Here is a 20224-nt window from a genome sequence, read left to right as displayed (position 1 = left end):
ACGCTCAAATACTTTGGGACAGTGGCGCGATGGTCGCACCCCTGTTCTCCAGACCACCTCTCGCATTTATTTTGAGCGCGGAGGGTCGGGGTGATGGCGATATGGTTATGCCGAAAAGTTGAACTGAATACGCTGTTGTCGTTTTTGTTCGATTTTTGACACCCCGGCCCCTTTCCTTAAAATTCTCTTTTCTGTGTTGGCGGGAGGCTCCAGATTTCACCGATTTATCCACATAGAAACAGCATTTTAAATTTCTCACTTGTTCTAAGGATCAAAACCTCCTATATCTCCGCGTGGGACACCCTTCCCCACCGAAGGGCAACTATCTGAAAGGGTAGAGACATGACTATCTTGATCAAACCGGAGACGTCTCCGGCAAATCCCGATTTTTCATCGGGTCCCTGCGCTAAGCGTCCGGGTTACGACCTTACCCATCTTAATAACGCTGTTCTCGGAAGATCGCATCGCTCCAAGCCGGGCAAATCTCGTCTGTTGGAAGCCATCACCCGCACCCGTGATGTTTTAAATGTACCGGAAGGCTGGCATATCGGTATCGTGCCCGCCTCGGATACGGGCGCATATGAAATGGCAATGTGGTCACTTCTTGGCGAACGCGGATTGGATATTTTGGGTTGGGAAAGTTTCGGTAAGGGCTGGATTACCGATGCTGTCAAGCAGTTGAAGCTTGACGATATTCGCGTGATGGAAGCCGCTTATGGTGATTTGCCTGATCTCTCAGAGGTGGATTTTAGCCGCGATGTTGCCTTCACATGGAACGGCACGACAAGCGGTGTTAAAGTGCCAAATGGTGATTGGATTGCCGATGACCGCACCGGTCTAACTCTGTGTGACGCAACTTCTGCTGCTTTTGCCATGGATTTGCCATGGGAAAAACTCGATGTCACCACCTTTAGCTGGCAAAAAGTCATGGGAAGTGAAGCGGCTCACGGTATGCTTATTCTCTCGCCGCGCGCTGTGGAGCGGCTCGAAAGCTATACACCGCCATGGCCTCTGCCAAAAATCTTCCGTCTCACAAAAGGCGGTAAGCTGATTGAGGGTATTTTTAAAGGTGAGACGATTAACACGCCGTCCATGCTGGCGGTTGAGGATTATGTCGATGCGTTAAAATGGGCTGAAGATATTGGTGGCCTGCCGACTTTGTTGCAACGCTCAGCGGATAATCTTGCTGTTCTGTCCGACTGGGTCGCCCTGACGGATTGGGTTGATTTCCTCTGTGCTGAGGAAGCTTATCGCTCCAACACATCTATCTGCCTGAAAATTGTGGATTCTGACGTCATTGCGATGGATGAGGACGCACAGGCCGCTTTCGCAAAGGGTATTGCGGCGTTACTCGATGCCGAAGGCGCAGCCTATGACATTGGTGCCTATCGTGACGCTCCCCCGGGATTGCGTATTTGGGGTGGTGCAACTGTTGAAACTGCTGACCTTGAAATTCTCACACAATGGCTCGACTGGGCCTTTGCTACCGCTAAAGAGGAGCTGTAATTATGCCTAAAGTTCTTATTGCAGATAAAATGAGCCCACGTGCCGAAGAAATATTTAAAGAACGTGGCCTTGAGGTTGATGTTAATGTCGGGCTGGAGCGCGACGAACTGATTAAAATTATTGGCGATTATGATGGGCTTGCTGTGCGGTCGGCTACGAAGGTTACGCCACCGGTGCTGGAAGCCGCAACAAATCTGAAAGTTATTGGTCGTGCGGGTATTGGTGTTGATAATATTGACCTCCCAACCGCCACAAATAATGGCGTGGTCGTTATGAATACGCCCTTCGGTAATTCCATAACAACAGCTGAGCATGCGATTGCCATGATGTTTGCGCTTGCGCGACAAATCCCAGAAGCGGATGCCTCCACACAGGCAAGCAAATGGGAGAAGTCTAAATTTATGGGTGTCGAGCTGACCGGCAAATTACTGGGCGTTATCGGTTGCGGAAATATTGGGACGATTGTGGCATCACGCGGCATTGGCCTGAAAATGAAAGTTATCGCTTTTGACCCGTTCCTAACAGCCGAAAAGGCGATTGATATTGGCGTTGAAAAAGTCGAGCTGGATGAGTTGCTGGCGCGGGCAGATTTCATCACAATGCACACACCGCTTACGGATAAAACTCGTAACATTATTAATGCTGATGCGTTGGCGAAATGTAAAAAAGGCGTGCGGATTATTAATTGTGCGCGGGGTGGGCTGATTGTTGAAAGTGATCTCAAAGCTGCGCTGGAAAGCGGGCAGGTTGCCGGCGCGGCGTTGGATGTATTTGAGGAAGAACCCGCTAAGGAGAATCCGCTTTTCGGTATGGATAATGTTGTCTGCACGCCGCATTTGGGCGCAGCAACCGAAGAAGCTCAGGTCAATGTCGCTATTCAGGTCGCCGAACAGCTTTCAGATTATCTGATGTCTGGTGCAGTTACGAATGCCATTAACATGCCGAGCATTTCTGCTGAGGAAGCACCCAAGCTCAAACCGTTTGTGACGCTTGCTGAGCAGTTGGGTCTGCTGGCAGGTCAGGTGACTGCGAGTAGCATCAAGGAAGTGACGATAGAATATGCCGGTGAGGTAAGCGAATTGAATTGTGCGCCCCTGAGTTCCGCGATGATTTCAGGTTTATTGAGGCCTCTTATGTCGGAAGTCAATATGGTGAGTGCGCCTGCTATTGCCAAAGAGCGGGGCATGGATGTTGCGGAAACCAAGCGAGGCTCAACAGGAGCGTTTGATAGCTATATCCGTCTTGTTGTGAAAACCGAAAATTCTGAGCGTTCTTTCGCTGGAACTGTGTTCTCAGACGGTAAGCCGCGCCTCATTCAGCTAACGGGCATTAATATGGAAGCCGAACTGGCGCCACGCATGCTGTTCATCACCAATAATGACCAACCGGGTATTATTGGTAGCATTGGTTCTTTACTTGGGGCGCATGGTATCAACATTGCCTCGTTCAATCTTGGACGTGAAAAGCCAGGCGGCAATGCGATTGCTTTGATTGCTGTCGATAATGAAATCGGCACGGATATACTTGACGAAGTGATGGCTCTGGAGCAGGTTACACTAGCAAAAGCACTGGTCTTTTGAAGGGGCTTTAGTGGGTTTAACAAGAGGTGAAGCATGGCCAATGTAGTCGTTGTCGGGTCGCAGTGGGGCGACGAGGGCAAAGGTAAAATCGTTGATTGGCTGTCGGAGCGTGCTGATATTGTTGCGCGCTTTCAGGGTGGTCATAATGCGGGTCATACACTGGTCATTGATGGAATGGTCTATAAGCTTTCGCTCCTGCCTTCAGGTATTGTTCGCGAAGGAAAAATTTCCGTTATCGGCAATGGAGTTGTGATTGATCCCTGGGCATTGCTTGCCGAGATTGAAACCCTGCACAATCAGGGTGTTGCGATATCGCCTGATAATCTCAAAATTGCTGAAAATGCAGTGCTTATTTTGCCCGTTCATCAAGATTTGGATGCGGCGCGAGAAAGTGCCGCTTCTGAGGGCAGCAAAATCGGGACGACCAAGCGGGGTATCGGGCCTGCCTATGAAGATAAAGTCGGGCGGCGTGCCTTGCGGGTGCGCGATTTGACCGACCTTGACGCTTTGCCTGCCAAGATTGAGCATTTGCTCCAGCACCATAATGCGTTACGACGTGGTTTTGGTCAGCCAGATGCCGATGCAGATGCGTTATTGCAAAAGCTGCGCGATGTGGCGGATAAAATTACACCCTATGCAGAACCAGTCTGGCGCTTATTGCATGAAGCGCGCCGTCAAGGTAAGCGCATCCTTTTTGAAGGCGCGCAGGGCACACTTCTTGATATTGACCACGGGACTTATCCGTTTGTTACTTCTTCCAATACGGTTGCAGGGCAGGCGGCAATTGGTTCGGGCATTGGCCCATCGGCGCTGTCGCATGTGCTTGGGATTACTAAGGCTTACACGACCCGTGTGGGTGAAGGGCCGTTCCCAACCGAGCAAGATAATGAAATTGGCCAGAAACTGGGTGAGCGCGGGCATGAGTTCGGCACAGTAACCGGGCGCAAGCGGCGTTGTGGCTGGTTTGATGCGGTGTTGGTGAAACAGGCTGTGCAGACCGGCGGAATTGACGGCATTGCCTTGACCAAGCTGGATGTGCTGGATGGCTTTGACGAGATTAAAATTTGCACTGGCTACATGCTGGATGGAGAGCCAATAAACTGGTTACCGGCTGATGCGGCGGCACAGGCACGGATTGAACCAGTCTTTGAAACCCTGCAGGGCTGGCATGAAACCAGCTTTGGTGCGCGTAGCTGGGCGGATTTGCCTGCAAATGCCGTACGTTATGTCCGTTATATTGAAGAGCTTATCGGCGCGCCGGTGACTTTGCTATCCACCAGCCCAGAACGCGAAGACACCATTTTGGTCAAGGATCCGTTTGAGGATTGAGCCGTAGTTCATCGTAAAACGGTGTTAGGCCTCTTGAGTGCGCGGTTTTTCAAACAGCGAAAACATGCCGATGGTTGCGATGTTCAGCCCAAGTCCGACAATCCCCGCATGCCAGCCGCCAAGGTCAACATCTATGCCCCATCTCAGCATATAGGTAGCGACACACCCGACCAGAACTCCAGCAATCAGGGGGCGGGCGGATAGATTTTGCGTATGAACACCAAGCACGATTACGGGGAATATCTGGCACATAATCTCAAGCTTGATGACCATCAATATCCAGATGGATTGCGGCAATATGGTCGCCAGCACCGCCATCATTAACATCAAACCCCATGACAGGCCCTTGCCAATTTTTGTGAGCGTGGCTTGCGAGGTTTCGGGGGCAAGCGGGCGGAACACATCTTGCGTGAATATTGAACCGAGCGAAAGCAGGGCAGAGTCAATGGTTGACATAATGGCCGCTATCGCCGCCGCCATAAACAAAGCGAGCAGGATTTTTAATATCGGGAATTTATCCATCAGCAAAAATAACAGACGCGGAATAATTTGGTCAGCTTCGGCATCTGCCATGCCGGGGACAAGCTGGTATCCCGCCATTGCCGTTAGGATGATTGGCACGGTTGTGAGCAGGGGAGCGAAAAACATAAACCGGAAGCTGGTGCTTAAAGCCACCCAGCTTTTAGCGGCGTAAATACGTTGAATGGCATGCGGATACATGGCGACGCCTGTGCCGAAAAGTAACATTACGGATATGCCGCGGGTCCATTGCCTTTCGGTAAAGCCCTGTGCGTTTTCAGGGTGAGAGGAAACAGCGGTCAGTAATTCACCCGTTCCCCCTAACGTCGCAATGGTTGCCACCAGCACACCAAGACACCCGATGAGCAGAAGAGCGCCTTGAATAACATCCGTCATGACGACACTGCGCATACCGCCAAGGCTTTCATAAAACGCCATTACAATCGCAAGCCCCAGAACCGCATAGAGCATGGGAAGTTCCCCGTCTGTGAGGCGTTCGGCAAGCAAACCCACAGCTTTGAAATTGGTCAGGATATAACTTGCCAAAGTGGCGACAAGCAAAATATTCACCAATCGCACGAGCCACGCGCTGTTATAGCGATGACGCAGAAAGTCAGCCGGCGTCACATAGTTGTGCTTGTGCGCGCGATCCTGCAGAGGGCGGGCAAACAGCAGATAAGATGCAATCGCCATGGCCATGCCGAGTGCTGCGAAAAATATCACCGGCCCTTCACGATAGGCATTGCCTGCAAAGCCGAAGAGGGTGTTGCCACTATATTGCGTGGCGTAAAGTGTGAAAAATAATGGCAGGGCGGTTAATCCACCCCCAGCAAGATAAAAGTCCCGCAAGGTTCTCTCCTGCGACATACGCCGACCTATAATCCCGATGACGGGGAGCATGAGCAGATATAAGCCAATGATGATGAGAAGCGTGCTTTGCATGATGTGTCCTTGTGGGATTCTTTTGTTTTTTGATTACTGGAGCATGCCAAAACCACGAAAGCGATGCAAGAGGGGGTGTTCAGAAAAAGAAAAATGGTAGAGTTCTGGATAACAGAACATACGATGATAAACCTTTAGTTTCATATATTGCGGCTGAGTAGTAACCTCACCCAATTACTTCGCCTTCGATGACGTCGCTATTTTGGGATGCGTTATTGGCGACCATGGCGTCGCGGAGTTTTTCAAAGGCGCGGGTTTCAATCTGGCGGATGCGCTCACGGCTCACATCATGTTTCTGGCTCAGTTCTTCCAGCGTGGCGGCGGGTTCGCTCAGGCGGCGCGCTGTTAGAATATCAATCTCGCGGTCATTCAGCACCGACATCGCCTGTTGCATCATCTCGCGGCGCACATCCATTTCATCACTGACGACAAGCGCGGTTTCGGGGTCATCACGGTCATCTTCCAGCCAGTCCTGCCACTCGCCGCTCTCATCCTCGCCCTGTGCAATCGGCGCGTTGAGCGAGCGATCACTGCCGGACATGCGCCCGTCCATCTGCTGGACATCCTCTGGCGATACATTCAGACGATCCGAGATTTCCTTGACCTGCTCAGGGGTGAGTTGCCCCCCATCAATCGCATCAATTTGGCCTTTGACCTTTCGCAAATTGAAAAACAGTTTCTTTTGTGCCGCCGTTGTGCCGATTTTCACCAGCGACCAGCTCCGCAGAATATATTCCTGTATGGAGGCGCGTATCCACCACATCGCATAGGTCGCCAGCCGGAAACCACGTTCGGCATCGAACTTTTTGACCGCCTGCATCAGGCCGATATTGCCTTCTTGAATAACCTCACCAAGAGGCAGGCCATAGCCGCGATAGCCCATAGCGATTTTGGCAACAAGGCGCAAATGACTGGTAACAAGCTGGTGCGCGGCGTCGGTGTCTTGATGGTCGGCAAAGCGCTTCGCCAGCATATATTCCTGCTGGGCTTCCAGCATCGGATATTTTCGGATTTCGCGTAAATAACGCGACAGACTACCATCCGGCGACAGGCTGGCTGTCAGCGCGGTGGAACGCGCCGGTTTCTCCGGCTTTTTGACTGCTTCAGCAGGTTTTTTAACAATATCCGTCATATCTCCATATATGGAGAATAAACCGCCCTAAAACAAGGGGTTAGTCGTCGGGGTGTGTTTCACCCTCATTCAGCACGTCCAGCACGGCTTGCATATCGGCGGGTAGGGCGGCGGTGAAGGTCATGGGTTCTTGCGTTTCGGGATGCTCAAAACCCAGTAATTCCGCATGTAACGCTTGTCGTCCGAGTGCGGCAATGGTCGCGGCGGTTTTTTCGGGTAGCGTATTGAGGCGACTGCGCTGGCTGCTGCCATACATCTCGTCACCAATCACTGGATGCCCGATATGCGCCATATGCACCCTTATCTGATGCGTGCGCCCGGTCTCAAGTATGCAGGTAAGGTTTGAAATGGGAACATGCGTCCAGTTATGGAGCGCGGTGTAGTCCGTTGCGGCAAAGCGCGCGGTTTCGTGATGCGAAACAGCCATTTTCTTGCGGTTGGTTGGATGGCGCGCCAAGGCCGCCTCAACACGTCCGACTGGAGGCATAACTTGCCCCCAGACCAATGCCTGATAGCGCCGTTGTAACCGCCCATCGCGCCCATGGGCGGCAAACTGTTCTGCCAGTGCGTTATGGGCATTGTCAGTTTTGGCGGCAATCATCACGCCGCTTGTATCTTTATCGAGGCGATGCACAATGCCGGGGCGCTTCTCCCCGCCAATACCGGAAAGGCTGTCCCCGCAATGCGCGAGAAGGGCATTTACCAGCGTCCCGTCCGGACTGCCCGGCGCGGGATGCACGACCAGCCCCGCTGCTTTGTTAATCACGATGACGCTGTCATCCTCAAACAGGATATCCAGTGCGATGTCTTCGGGCTTGACCGAACTGTCTTTTAACGGCGGTAAGGTGAGGGTGATTTCGTCTTCGGGTTTGACCCGCCATGAAGGGTCTTTTATGGTGTGTTCCTGTTGCTGGCGTATCACGATAACCTGACCTTCACGGATTAGCCCTTGCAGGCGGGCGCGAGAAAACTCAAGCTGAGAAGCCAGTAAAGCATCTAGACGTTTGCCGTCATCATCATTTGTGGTGATGTAGGTAAAACAGGTATCGGACATGACTCAGAATAAACCAGAAAACGCCGCCAATGAAAATGCAGAAACAACAATAGATATGCCTGAACGGACAGGTTGTGTCCGGGCGTTGCTCATCACGGTTATTGTGCTGGGTATCCTTTTGGTTGGCGGTCTTGCCGTGGTTGTCGGTACGATTATCAAACGCGTCACGGATGACTCACCATCCCCAAGACCTGAAACCATAAATGGAAAAATATCCATAAGCGAACCGGGCTTTGAAAATATTATCAATGTCCCCGAGGGGGCGGCACTCATGGCGACTGAAATCAATGACAGAAAAATTATCCTACATCTGCGCGATGCTGAAGGCGATTTTCTATTGTTGGTGAATATGAAGACCGGTCAAGAAATCGGACGTGTTCGACTGAAGACGCAAAAAAATTAAAAAGGTATCTTGCCGGGTTCACGCGAATATTTGAGATAACCCACATTAACCCCTAAACGCCCGCCAACACCTGCTCGGATGGGCGCTAAAATAACCTCACCACGTTCCTGAAAATTAACCGCCAGACCTGCAATGAAAAATGCCGAGCCATCCACACCTGGATAGCGACGGAACAAATCTTCAGGGTTTTGCAGATTATAAATCAGCGTAAATGTTTTAGCAGCATTACCGCCATAATCGGGGCCAATCGTCGGGCCACGCCAATAAACAGGTTCGGTGTGCCCGTCTGACATAACCAGTTCACCGCGCCCATACCGGGCGCCTAAAACAAAAGCACCCCCAGCTTCTTCGCCACGAATATAAGCGGAAGGCCCGCCATGCTTGTTAAAAATAACATCCATGACCTCAGCTACTGACTCTGATGACATGCCAAACCATCGGCTGGCAATTTTAACTACTTCGCTTTCGGTAAGGGTTTCAACTTGATTTACCTGTTGAGCGCTGGATTTATTGATAACGCTCAGTAACAAAATAACAAGCAAGCCAAAAATACTGGCTAGATGAAAAAAGTTTATCCGTCCTCTTTGTGAACGCTTTTCACGCATATTGATTATTAGCATTTTTTTCCCAATCTTTGGTTCGATTAGGATACCAATATACCACTTTAGAAAACGATTCGGATAACCCGTGCGTGCATAGACGACATGAGGTGTAGTCAAATTGTGAATAAATTTATTCTTTTTTACATCGGAATTGAGCTTGGCATATAACGCTATTGTCAATTTTAATGACGACTTCTCTTCCCCCGCTTTGGCGGGAATAGACGCAGCTATTGCCTTCCTCTTCCCTTAACAACTCTTTGAGTCTGCAAATTTCATATTCTGGTTTTTCTTCGTCTTTCGAAGATTTGTAAGTTTTCCCTGCTGCAGAAACTTGCGTTACCGCCAAACTCAGTGCCACAAAGCACAGTGCCACATAATAAATCGCCCCCACCCATCTAACTAAACGCATTTTATTCTTCCTCTGAAATTTCATCCGATCCAGCAAGATAACCTTTGCCTTGGATAGCGCGTGCGCCGAGCTTTTCAAAAATGACAGGGTTCTCCGCGACAACTTTATTGAGTGTTTCATTGACGATAAGCTCGGCTTCTTCAAGTGAATCGGCTTCCATTTCGGCAACACCGTCAATAATCCATTGAACTTTTACAAGCATAATTTACTCCTTAAGCATTAGCTTATTTTAGACTGCTTTGGTTACTCAGGAGAAGTAAGATTTTTAAAAATTTCGGTGGCTTCGTCCTGCAACTCGACCAGTTTTTCGGGGTCAACCTCGTCAATGACGTCTTCACGCCCTCTAATACCGCCAGGCATTTTGAAGGCGGCGGCGACAGAATACCAACTATAAGCGGTTTCATAATCTGGCTCGACAAGGACATCTAAGTGAAATCTGGCAAATTGTGTCAGAGCGTTTAAATCACCTGACTCGATACGTTCAGTTAAAATGTCTGAGACCTGATCGCGGGTTTTGTCTTGTCGCTTTTCAGGCACAAGATCTAATAGCATATCTGCGAGCCCTTGAGCTTTCTTAACACCACCAAGATGAGCTAGCCATGTCCATTTCAGGGCTTCGGGGTAATTTTGCGGAATTCCAAGCCCCTGCTTCAATAAAAGGGCAAGATTATACTGGGCGTCATATTGGGATTGTTCAGCTAGCATTTCAAAATGCTCAACTGCAATGGTGTATTTTTTATCTCTGACGGCTTCGACGGCGACGCGGTAGGCCTTGTCAGGGTCAATAACTTTATGTGGAAGCACGCTTTTATGACTGTCGCTCAATACAGGAAAATTAACTGTACATGCTAGTAAAAGTCCTAAAAAAAGGGCGCGCATCACCTGCCGGCCATCATAACGAGCTGTAAATAAAACACCCGAACTTTAAATTTTGAATTCGGTTTTTGCTCGTAAACGACAATACGGGGGCGATCAGAGTCAGGTTTTTGGAACTCTAGATACATATTATCAGGAAGATGGACGCCATTATCCTCAAGTGTCCTTTGCGGGTCTTCAGAAAATAAATCATGAAAGTCCACATCAATCCATACTCGTGCAAGAACTTTTCCAAGAATATCAGGTAAATAGCGGCGAACCATTGCTCTGTCGCGGAGAAAAACGTCCTTTTCGACAAGTGCAAAGGCATCACCCTTCTTACGCTTCTTACGACGTAAGGACGGTAACTTCTTCTCAATGGGGACTAAAGCACGAGAACTGTTTGACATAGTTACACCTAAAGACGAAATCTCAGCTTTTTTTAAAGCAAAAATGAATAAAGAAATCAACAAAGATTAAATTCTCCAGAAAAATCACTTTGGCACGAAATTTGAACTTTTTAGCTGAATTAATAGGACAGAAACATGGTTGCTATATACAAATCAGGAATGAACGCAGCGCTCCAAGATATTGCGGTAATCTCGAATAATATTGCTAATGCGGGAACCGTCTCCTTTAAGCGCAGTGATACTATTTTTGAAGATATTTACGCTACAGAGAAAAATCGGACATCAAATTTGCAGCTCGGCAATGGTGTCCAAAGGCTTGAACCAAGACGCGCTCATCAGCAAGGCTCATTTATTATGACTAATGCAGCTCTTGATTTGGCGATTAATGGTGAAGGGTTTTTTGCTATTAAAAACCCAAATAACCCGGATGAAATTAAATACACACGTAACGGTTCTATAAATTTAACTAATGAAGGCGAGTTGGTTACGATGGATGGCTTTAAATATCTTGATGAAGAGAACAATGAAGTTAAGATTCCATTTACTGTTGTTGATAGTGAAGAAAATATAAGGCGCCTTTCAGCTATTAATGTCGCTGCTAATGGATCAATCCAAGTGGATTATGGTCAGGGTGTCTCCGTAAAAGTTGCTACAGTTGGTCTTTCAACTTTCAAAGATGAGACAAAGCTGCGTAATGACGGCAATACTAATTATATTGTGACGCCTGAGTCAGGCCAACCGGTTGTGTCTGCGCCGCAAGACAGTGCAACAGGAACCGGTTCTATCCAGTCAGGAGCTCTTGAAGCCGCAAATGTAGATACAACAAATGAGATTGCTCGGCTTTTACGCGCCCAGCAGGCATTTTCAGGATCATCACGAATTATGCAAGCTGATGTTGATATGATCCGACGTCTAATTGACTAATAATTTTTGAAAAATAGGTTTAACACAGCGGAATACGCCAGCTTAAATCTCTAATCTGATGAATTTCTTTTTCTTGAATTGACAGGTCACCGTCAATTGTCACAGTCAATGCGTTATCGAGTAAAATCATCAAGTCGACAGGTCGCGGCTGGTGATAGGATAAAGCTTCGCACAGCCTGTCAAACGAGGTTTGTTGGAGATTGAAAGCTAAATTCATAACAGGCCGACGGATTTCTATTTCAAGCTTGCCGGACGGGGTTGCAAAATCTGCGATTGGATAAATGCTCACTGAGCAATTACCACGCGCAATATTAACCAATGTGCAACTCAAATTTAATTCTGCCTCAGCCTTATAACCGAGCAAACGCTTTTCGGCTGTTTGAACAGTCATGTGGATCGTTCTAATCTGTTGAAGGTCTGCGCTCATCCAGGCCCCTCAAAATTTATTCAAAGCCTGGGGATTGCGCTTCCGCAATATGGGTGCGGAGTTTTTTGATTGCCTCGGACTTGATTTGAGATACACGCCCAATTGTTACTTCCAGAACTTCGGCGATTTCATATACATTGAGTTCTTCAACATAATAAAGTTGTATCACCAGTGCCATTTTTTCTGGGAGTTTTTTCAGTGCTTCAATAAGAAGTTTTTTAAGGTCTTTATTTTGTAACTCTTCCTCGGGGTCGTTGGTGTTCGATGCAAAAATTATAGAAAAATCATCATAAACCTGATCCATGGACTCATGATGATTAGCGGCGAAATTCTTACGCCATTCCTGCAATTCAGAAAGTGAGATTGCCATTTCATCTGCAATCTCTGCTTGCTCTGGTTGGCGCCCGTGAAGCTTGATGAGTTTTTGTTCAGCGTGATTAAATCTTTGTTGCATTTTAATAGTGGTGCGACAAAGATTTGAATTTTTTCTGAGGTGGTCAACCATCGCACCACGAATGCGCAGACTGGCATAATTGGAAAAATTAACCCCTTCTTGCGGGGTGTATTTTTGGGCTGCGGTAACCAATCCGTAATAGCCAATTTGAACCAGGTCGTCTATTTCGATGACTTTGCTGACCCGTGCATGGAGATGCCAGGCAATAGACTGCACCAGCCGTAAATTATCAGTTATCAGCTCTTCAACTTCGGGCTTAGTTTGATATTTAACTGACATAGAAATCCATTTATTTACTTCAAACCTAGGAAACGTAATCCGGGCGTTTCGTTTTTGGGTGTCTGGGAGATAGTAAGCGCCAACTTCTTAAACGATTGTGTCTCTGCCGTTTTTCCATTGTCGGACATAATTGGACGACGTTTAACAATCGAGTCCCTCAATGCGCTGGATAAGGGCAAATACCCGGCGAACCTCAGGTCAATATCCAAAAACCGATCTGTAATATTTTTAAAGCGGTCAAAGGTATCTTTCGCATGGTTGGCGTTATTGGCCATGTTTACGACGACTGAGAAATGATATGTGTTTTTTTCCAGTGAACAAGCTTTGATAAGCGTATAGGCATCAGTGAAACTTGTCGGTTCCCCGACTAGGACGACCAGCACTCTGTCAGCGGCAGCGATAATATCAATTGCGCTGTCAGTCGCGCCGGCAGGCACATCAACAATCAACACATCTAGATTATCACACAACGCATCAGTGGAACGGATGATTTGATTACGGATATTTTCGTCAATCTTCAACAAATCTGTCAGACCAGACCCACCGGCGACCAGCTTTAATCCTGCGGGGCCATTGCACGGCAATTCAGACATGGTGGCGCGATTATTTAATAAATCGCTGATTGTTTTTTGTGGATTCACGCCCAGCAGGATATGGGCGTTTGCTAGACCAAAATCCGTGTCGAGTAAGCAAACACGCTGACCCTCTCGAGAAAGGGTCATGCCGAGGTTAATGGCGATACTGGTTTTGCCAACACCTCCTTTGCCACTTGTTACTGCTACAGAATATGCCATGAAAACTCTTCACTTACTATTTAGTTACTCTGTTTACTCTTCAGAACAATAATCTTCCAAGTATTGCGCCAATGCGGGCATACTTGCAAATATTATTGAGTCGACCAAGCCGCGTGTGCCTGTGAAGACGCCAATCTTCATGCCCATTTCAGCTAAAACAGAAAACTCCTCCGGACCCGTTTCACATTCATCAAGACGTGTGAGTGCAATAACGGGATTGAAAGATTGATAAAGCGCGCATTGTTGTCTGATAAGACGCGCACTTGCGCCACCGGGTAGGGCAATTAAAACTGTCATGTTTTCAGAGCCGAGTTTCTTTTCTAACGTGTCAAGCACCGCAGGAGTCTCATGAGGATTAATGCAGATATCTGTGATTGTCGGGGCGGTGCTGTCGATATACTCCTCGGGAGCGCTTTCCGGTGTTGTTTTATTAATTTGCATATTGAGAAGACGCCCGTGATATTTCAGGCCGTCACAAGGGGTGACGCCGGGTTGATCAATTTCAATCAGGCGTACAGTTGCATCCATGCTCATTTCACGGCGTTTTACAGCCAATTTAGCGGTGAGGGATGATTTTCCGCTTCCGGCGGGGCCGACGACAAAAATATGTTTTTGTTCCATGAGGCTTACAGGATCGGTGACAATCAGTCTTTCCGATAGAGCGCGAAGGAATGATTTGCAACCAAGTTTCTCGTCGCGTGCGTTCAATGTATCGCGAAGGGATGAGACAAGTTCTGATGAAAATCCAGCTTGTTGCATGGCAATATACGAATTTCTGCCGATGCCAAGCTCAGCCTCCTCTCGGCGTGTCAGTATCATGCCATCCAGCATATGTGTGATTTTGTTCAATCTGGTTTCAAGCTTCTCCAGCTCGCCAATGCGGGGAGAGTAATCGCCATTACCATTTTTCTCGCTACTTCTCTGCTGTGCGGCTTTTGATGTGATGTTTTTTGTCACCGCATCACCAGACATGGCTACAATATTTGGCTCTAGAACCATATCGTTCTGAGTTCCATTAACGGGAGCCAGATTACTGTCGGCACGTGTCATGGCATCTTGAAAAGCCTTTTTACGCTTCAGTGCCGGACGACCAATTTCAGGTTTAATGTCATTCGTGGCTTTAATGTGAATTTTCCCACCGGTTTTTTCTGTAGACAGAATGTAAGAATTCTCACCCAACTTTTGGACAATCTCTTCCATTGCTGTCGCCGAATCGTCGGCACTAACGGTTAAAGTCGGCATGATTTAACTCCTCTATTCAGTTTCTTGGTTGGCGTTGCCAATTGAGGCAACCACTTCAATTTTGCGGCTATCCGGTAATTCTTTGAAGGACAGCACATGAACATCTTCAACATTTTGCCGAACCAGTTTTGAGAAGGCACGACGGATGAAAGGTGAAACAACAATGACGGGCTGACGTCCCTCGGAAGACAGCTTCTCATTTACTGTATTAATTTCGCCAAGGATTTGCTGGGCGAGGCCTGTATCAATAATCAAATCGCTTTCATTTTGCTGGCGATAAGTTGTAATCAACATTTGTTCTAGTTCTGCATCAAGCGTAATCACTGGTAAAGTCGAATTTAACGGCGCGACTTGTTGAATAAGCAGGCCGCTTAATGCTGGGCGTAAAATTTCTGCAGAGTCTGTGATACTGAGATTTTTGTCAGACAAATTGGCAAGCTCCTCAAGTATCCGCTTGAGATCACTTATCGGCACATTTTCTGTCAGTAATTCGCGTAAGATTCCAGTTAGGTGGTGCAATGGCACCAGTTTTGGAACTGCGGATTGCACGAGATTAGGTGACGAATTTGCAAGATTATCGAGAAGCATTTGAACATCGTCTTGTCCGATTAGGTCTCCGGCAAATTTATTCAGCAATTTATTTAAATGAGTGGCCAAGACGGACTCTGGGGCGACAACAACATAGCTGTCACTCTCAGCTTTGGTTTTGTCGGTAGCTTTAATCCATATGGCATCCATTCCAAAAGTTGGGTCTTTCGCGTCAATGCCTTCCAACTTAATTTTTGAGTTCTCTCCTGGAATAGCCAGAAGACGATCAGGATAGACCTTATCGTCGCCAACAATCGTATGCCCTATGCGAATACGATATTGATTGGCGTCGAGTGTCAGATCATCGCGAATACGCACGGGCGGCACAACAAATCCAAGTGTGCGAGATACCTGTTTCCTGATGCTTGTGATGCGGTTTATCAATGGTCCGCCAGCCTCATCATCTACCATTTCGACAAGCCCATAACCCAGTTGGACGGAAACGGCTGAATTATCCGTAACATCATCTAGTTCAATTTGGTCAGGTTTCTTTTCTGCAAGAGCTTCTGCTTCTGCCTCGGCTTCAGCAATGGACTCTTGTGTCGGTTCATTTTGTTCCCGGCGGAATATGAAAAACCCTGCGGCACCAGCCAGTAAAGCAGCACCGAGAAATAAGAAATTCGGCATGCCCGGCACAAAGCCGATAAGCATCAGAACCCCGGCAACAGGTATCCATGCGCGCGAAATGCTGATTTGATTGCCTATATGTTTTGCCATGTCCTGGGTCGTTGAGACACGGGTCACAATAATCGCGGTAGAAATTGCCAACAGCAGGGAAGGTATCTGTGCAACCAGCCCGTCGCCGATGGATAAGAGAATGTAATTGCTGGCGGCTTCTTCAATGCCAAGATTATGTTGGGCCATACCAATAGTCAAGCCACCGATAATATTAATCGCCAAAATAAGAATGCCTGCGACTGCGTCTCCCTTTACAAATTTAGAAGCACCATCCATGGCCCCGTAAAAGTCAGCTTCACTGGCAATTTCTTCGCGGCGGAGTTTGGCTTCTTCATTTGACAGCACACCAGCATTTAAATCCGCATCAATCGCCATTTGTTTGCCGGGCATTGCATCTAGTGTAAATCTGGCGGAAACTTCTGAAACACGGCCTGCACCGCGCGTGATGACAACAAGATTGATAATTACCAAGATGATAAAGACGAAAATACCGACAGCATAATTGCCAGAAATAACAAATTGACCAAATGCTTCAATGACACGCCCGGCAGCATCTGTACCTGTATGGCCTTCGTTCAAAACAACGCGTGTTGACGCAACATTAAGACCAAGGCGCAAAATAGTGGCAATAAGCAAGAGGGAGGGGAAACTCGAAAAATCAAGAGGTCTATAAGTATTGATAGCAACCATCAAAATCAGTAATGAAACCAGAATATTGCCGACAAAGAAAATATCGAGCATAAAAACAGGAACAGGCAGAACCATCATAGTAATAAGCGCCAAAATACCGATTGGCATGACAAGGCTGGTCAGCATCATCTTTGAATTCTGGTTTCTCAAAAAATTGAGCGTCATTTCCATGACATTTCCCTTTCTAATCCCATTTTTAGTCAAAAACCCGACAGTCTCACAAGAACTGCCCATTTGGTCTTTAACTTGCATAAACTGCGGAAAAGATGGTTTTTTGGACTAAAATTCAACTTTTCCGCGCCTATGCACAAGGGATTAAGGCAAAATGCATGCCAATTCGTGTATACACATAAAATTTCAGAAGAGGTTGCTCCTTAAGCCCTGAGAAGACCTAAAATCAGGTGAATTTATAATTTGTATGGGCATCGGATAGCCTTGGCATGAAAGATGCATCTGCTTCAGCAGTCATTTTTGTCACGGAGTACGTATTATGACACGACGTTTTACAAAGTTTTTTACGGCAATCGCCGTTTCCTGCCTAGTTGCAGCCTGCGGATATGAGCTTCAGGTGGTTGATACCAGCTCAAATGCTATTAGCCCAGATGATAACCCGGCTTTTCAGCAGGAGCTTAAATCTTATTCTATGGTTTCCGGCGGTAACGTCCAAACCATTCCGACGCTGACAGCGGTTGGATATGCGGTTGTTTCAACACAGCCCGGTAAATCCGATGCCCAGCGCCGTCTTATGGCTATTCGCGCCGCCCGAATGGCAGCCATCCGCGAGTTGGCCGAACAAATCCACGGTTTGCAAGTTGACAGTAACACCACCGTTGTGGATCTAATGGTACAGAACGACACATTTAGAGGTGTTGTGACCGGCATTATTCGCGGTGCCCGAACAGTTCGTATTAACCCGACAGGGTCGGATACTTATGAGATTGTTCTTGAAATAGATAGAGATGTGATTGCCCGCTTAATCCAGGCTGCAGACAGATATACCTGAGTATATCAGAAACTTTAATAAATTAGGAAGGGCGAGAGGTAATGCGTAACATATTGAAAGTATGTGTCTTTATTTTTGTCTTGTCTCTTTCCTCCTTTTTTGGGCCGGCGCAAGCTGGTGTGAATATTGTTGAGGTAACCGGTCGTGCCGCTTTGTCTGATCAATACACGTCTGATGAATTACGGCGCATGGCTTTGGAAGATGCGCTCTATCTTGCCGCCCTTCAAGGGGAAGCCCGGGTAGATGGTTATAGCTTTATAGACGAGATGACTAACTTAACCGAACAGGTTTTGGTTCGCCCCGGAGACAGTATTCTGGATTATAGTTTACTGGAAGAAAAACAGACCGAGCATCATTTTGAGGTCAAAATTCGTGCCGTGACAGGCCATATTGATGACTCCTGCAGTTCTTCCATGAAAAGCCGTCTACATGTTTATAGCCCGCAAATTAATATGGCGCGCAACGCGCCTTCATGGGCAGCCGGAATAGCAAAAAAAATGGTCAGTATTCTTTTCGATGCAATCGACAAGTCAGAAAATCTTGAGCCGGTCAATCAAATGTATATGACTTATGATCCTGTTAAGGCGCAACGTGTCGGCAGTGCGATGGATTATAACACTATTATGACGTCAAGCGCGGTTGCCTCCGGTGATTTTGCCCTTGCGCCAAGGATTGAGATTCGCCAGCGCAAAAATAATATGGGTTATGTAGCTAAAAGCAAACAACTCGATATTATTGTGCATGTTGATGTTTACGACCATCTTGGTGTGATGGTGGCAATGGAGACCTTTCCGGTGACGCATCGAATGGGGTTCGAGTTTTATCTTGATACGGTGAACACGCTGACAGCACCGTCCAGAGATAATCTGTTGGCTCAGTTTTCTGAGGATTTCAAACATTTTGTAATGAATTTCGGTCAGGAGTTTTCCTGTCGTCCAGTTACAGGAAAACTTACCCTTGATCAGGATAATCGGTTGCGTGTCGATTTTGGTGTTGCCAAGGGTGTCTTAAAAAACCACCTTGCTGTGGTTGCCGGAAATGATGCCTCATGGACGGTGTTTCGGGTTGTTGAAGCGCAGATGAACAGCGTATTTTTAGAAACACTTGATAAACGTAAGAATAATGCGGATTTTGATGGAAAAACGGTTCGCTTTATGGAGTTAGGTCAATGAAGATGATTGTAAGCAGGCCATCTAAAAGATTTTTAAAAACACTTCTAAGCTTGAGTTTAGGCGTTTTTTTAGTGTTAACGCCAGCTCAATCAGCTGCCGAGGCTTTAATTGTACTTGAATATAACGGTGTTCAAAGCATTGGTAGTTCGGGAAATGACCGCGATAATGCCTTTGTTCAGGATTATAATCATTCTGTCGAACATTTGGTTCGGCCTGATGAGACTTTGTCTAAAATTATGAACAAATATTACCGAAATAGCGGACTAAGCAGAGAGTTTTTGTCTCTTGCGATTGTTAAAGCCAACCCAAAAGCTTTTGTTAGGCAAAACCCAAACTATCTGTTTGCGGGAAGGAAACTGCGTTTGCCTTCTGTAAATGAGATTCAATCGATGATTTTGGGGCAAAAAACCTCATCCACTAGCATTTCGTCTGGAAAGGTAAATGATGAAATTTTCTTTTTCGGCAATTAATCTGGTTTTCGGACTTACGCTTTTCTTTGTCCCATCTGAGGGGCAGGGGGCGCTTAATAATGCTCAAGATGATGAGATTATCCGTGATGTGATTGGGGTTGAAATCAAAGAAGCTGTAAATGAATATCTGAAAACACATCAGATTCAGGGCTCACCAATGGTGCGCGATGATAAGTTCTTTTTTACCTGTGCTGATAACCTTGAAACAATAGCAACAAATGAAAGTTTTAAAACAATTAGGGTTTCTTGCGCGTATCCGGTTGAGAGATCCGCTTATATCCGTACCCGTGTCACGGGCTCTACGACGACTCTCAATTTAAATAATGAGAATGAAGATGCCCAAGCTGCGCGTATTGTTCTCGCTCACAGCGTATCGGCGGGTGAATTACTGACTGAAGAAAATCTTAAATCTGTCGTATTACCGCATTATAGTGGTTTTGGTGGATATTTTGATCTGTCACATGTTCTTGGTAGAAAGACCAAAACACCTTTACGGGAGGGAACAGTGCTATTATCTCGCCATCTCGTGCCAAATTGGACGATTCAGGCAGAACAACAGGTTGATATTGAAAATACGGTATCCGGGATAAATGTGACAACAGTAGGAATTGCCCTGGAAAACGGGCACGTTGGAGATATTATTAAGGTCAAAAACCTCAATAGCGACACAGTTATTGAAGGATTTGTGATTAATAGAAAAAAAATCAAAATAAATGCTAAAATGAACTTCATGTAAGTCGTTAGTGTTAGTGTAGGAGATTA

At 47.0% G+C, this 20224-nt stretch carries 22 protein-coding genes; 9 read left to right on the top strand and 13 right to left on the bottom strand.

Annotated elements, in window-relative coordinates:
• Positions 1-342: 342 nt before the first annotated feature.
• Genes RS24_RS05680 through RS24_RS05670 form a run of 3 tightly spaced genes read left to right on the top strand, consistent with a single transcriptional unit; the run spans position 343 to position 4415 of the window.
• Entirely contained in the window at positions 343-1506 is a 1164-nt protein-coding gene (locus tag RS24_RS05680) for a phosphoserine transaminase (protein WP_021777237.1), read from the top strand.
• A 2-nt stretch (positions 1507-1508) separates the two neighbouring features.
• Positions 1509-3086: a phosphoglycerate dehydrogenase gene (gene serA, locus RS24_RS05675; RefSeq protein WP_021777236.1), complete on the top strand. Its 1578-nt coding sequence runs from the start codon at positions 1509-1511 to the stop codon at positions 3084-3086.
• Between the two features lie 33 nt (positions 3087-3119).
• On the top strand, positions 3120-4415 hold the full coding sequence (locus RS24_RS05670; RefSeq protein ID WP_021777235.1) for an adenylosuccinate synthase: 1296 nt from the start codon (positions 3120-3122) through the stop codon (positions 4413-4415).
• Positions 4416-4439: 24 nt separating this feature from the next.
• Here the strand turns inward: RS24_RS05670 and RS24_RS05665 are convergent, their stop codons facing one another.
• From RS24_RS05665 to RS24_RS05655, 3 genes are all read right to left on the bottom strand, one after another.
• Entirely contained in the window at positions 4440-5876 is a 1437-nt protein-coding gene (locus RS24_RS05665; protein WP_021777234.1) for a sodium:solute symporter family protein, read from the bottom strand.
• A 166-nt stretch (positions 5877-6042) separates the two neighbouring features.
• Complete coding sequence (rpoH, locus tag RS24_RS05660; RefSeq protein WP_021777233.1) at positions 6043-7008, bottom strand: RNA polymerase sigma factor RpoH; 966 nt, start codon at positions 7006-7008, stop codon at positions 6043-6045.
• 40 nt (positions 7009-7048) lie between these two features.
• A complete protein-coding gene (locus tag RS24_RS05655; RefSeq protein WP_021777232.1) occupies positions 7049-8062 on the bottom strand; it encodes an RluA family pseudouridine synthase in 1014 nt (337 codons plus the stop codon).
• Between RS24_RS05655 and RS24_RS05650 the strand changes: the two genes are divergently transcribed.
• Positions 8061-8465 (top strand): hypothetical protein, encoded by a 405-nt coding sequence (locus RS24_RS05650; RefSeq protein ID WP_038300775.1) that lies wholly within the window; start codon positions 8061-8063, stop codon positions 8463-8465. The genes RS24_RS05655 and RS24_RS05650 overlap by 2 nt on opposite strands.
• Here the strand turns inward: RS24_RS05650 and RS24_RS05645 are convergent.
• The 5 genes from RS24_RS05645 to RS24_RS05625 all read right to left on the bottom strand — a co-directional run bounded on the left by RS24_RS05645 (position 8462) and on the right by RS24_RS05625 (position 10741).
• A complete protein-coding gene (locus RS24_RS05645; RefSeq protein ID WP_038300773.1) occupies positions 8462-9085 on the bottom strand; it encodes an EipA family protein in 624 nt (207 codons plus the stop codon). The genes RS24_RS05650 and RS24_RS05645 overlap by 4 nt on opposite strands.
• Positions 9086-9197: 112 nt before the next feature.
• Positions 9198-9476, bottom strand: coding sequence for a hypothetical protein (locus RS24_RS05640; RefSeq protein WP_021777229.1), 279 nt, complete (start codon positions 9474-9476; stop codon positions 9198-9200).
• 1 nt (position 9477) lies between these two features.
• Complete coding sequence (locus RS24_RS05635) at positions 9478-9678, bottom strand: hypothetical protein (protein WP_021777228.1); 201 nt, start codon at positions 9676-9678, stop codon at positions 9478-9480.
• Between the two features lie 41 nt (positions 9679-9719).
• Positions 9720-10355 (bottom strand): tetratricopeptide repeat protein, encoded by a 636-nt coding sequence (locus tag RS24_RS05630; RefSeq protein ID WP_021777227.1) that lies wholly within the window; start codon positions 10353-10355, stop codon positions 9720-9722.
• Positions 10355-10741: a hypothetical protein gene (locus RS24_RS05625; RefSeq protein WP_038300862.1), complete on the bottom strand. Its 387-nt coding sequence runs from the start codon at positions 10739-10741 to the stop codon at positions 10355-10357. Before RS24_RS05625 ends, RS24_RS05630 begins: the two co-directional genes overlap by 1 nt.
• A gap of 135 nt (positions 10742-10876) precedes the next feature.
• Here RS24_RS05625 and RS24_RS05620 point away from each other — a divergent pair, with 135 nt between their 5' ends.
• A complete protein-coding gene (locus tag RS24_RS05620) occupies positions 10877-11665 on the top strand; it encodes a flagellar hook-basal body protein (protein WP_021777225.1) in 789 nt (262 codons plus the stop codon).
• Between the two features lie 19 nt (positions 11666-11684).
• Here RS24_RS05620 and RS24_RS05615 read toward each other — a convergent pair whose 3' ends face one another.
• The 5 genes from RS24_RS05615 to flhA are packed head-to-tail and all read right to left on the bottom strand — an operon-like array spanning position 11685 to position 16988.
• Entirely contained in the window at positions 11685-12092 is a 408-nt protein-coding gene (locus RS24_RS05615) for a hypothetical protein (RefSeq protein ID WP_021777224.1), read from the bottom strand.
• 16 nt (positions 12093-12108) lie between these two features.
• Positions 12109-12825, bottom strand: a complete 717-nt coding sequence (locus RS24_RS05610; RefSeq protein ID WP_021777223.1) for a sigma-70 family RNA polymerase sigma factor — start codon at positions 12823-12825, stop codon at positions 12109-12111.
• A gap of 14 nt (positions 12826-12839) precedes the next feature.
• On the bottom strand, positions 12840-13619 hold the full coding sequence (locus RS24_RS05605) for a MinD/ParA family protein (protein ID WP_021777222.1): 780 nt from the start codon (positions 13617-13619) through the stop codon (positions 12840-12842).
• 33 nt (positions 13620-13652) lie between these two features.
• Positions 13653-14861: a protoheme IX farnesyltransferase gene (locus RS24_RS05600; protein WP_021777221.1), complete on the bottom strand. Its 1209-nt coding sequence runs from the start codon at positions 14859-14861 to the stop codon at positions 13653-13655.
• Between the two features lie 12 nt (positions 14862-14873).
• Positions 14874-16988 carry a flagellar biosynthesis protein FlhA gene (gene flhA, locus RS24_RS05595; protein ID WP_038300860.1) on the bottom strand — a complete coding sequence of 705 codons (2115 nt, stop codon included), beginning with the start codon at positions 16986-16988 and terminating at the stop codon, positions 14874-14876.
• 319 nt (positions 16989-17307) lie between these two features.
• Between flhA and RS24_RS05590 the strand changes: the two genes are divergently transcribed.
• Genes RS24_RS05590 through flgA form a run of 4 tightly spaced genes read left to right on the top strand, consistent with a single transcriptional unit; the run spans position 17308 to position 20198 of the window.
• A complete protein-coding gene (locus tag RS24_RS05590) occupies positions 17308-17820 on the top strand; it encodes an LPP20 family lipoprotein (RefSeq protein WP_021777219.1) in 513 nt (170 codons plus the stop codon).
• 41 nt (positions 17821-17861) lie between these two features.
• Positions 17862-18992 carry a hypothetical protein gene (locus RS24_RS05585; protein WP_021777218.1) on the top strand — a complete coding sequence of 377 codons (1131 nt, stop codon included), beginning with the start codon at positions 17862-17864 and terminating at the stop codon, positions 18990-18992.
• Positions 18989-19462 carry a type IV pilus assembly protein FimV gene (locus tag RS24_RS05580; RefSeq protein ID WP_021777217.1) on the top strand — a complete coding sequence of 158 codons (474 nt, stop codon included), beginning with the start codon at positions 18989-18991 and terminating at the stop codon, positions 19460-19462. Before RS24_RS05585 ends, RS24_RS05580 begins: the two co-directional genes overlap by 4 nt.
• A complete protein-coding gene (gene flgA / locus RS24_RS05575; RefSeq protein ID WP_021777216.1) occupies positions 19434-20198 on the top strand; it encodes a flagellar basal body P-ring formation chaperone FlgA in 765 nt (254 codons plus the stop codon). The genes RS24_RS05580 and flgA overlap by 29 nt, the downstream gene beginning before the upstream one ends.
• Positions 20199-20224 lie beyond the last annotated feature (26 nt).

Source organism: Candidatus Micropelagos thuwalensis, assembly GCF_000469155.1.
Lineage (GTDB): Bacteria > Pseudomonadota > Alphaproteobacteria > RS24 > RS24 > Micropelagius > Micropelagius thuwalensis.
Note: the sequence above shows the minus strand (reverse complement) of the source record. Positions and strands in the feature narration are given on the sequence as shown.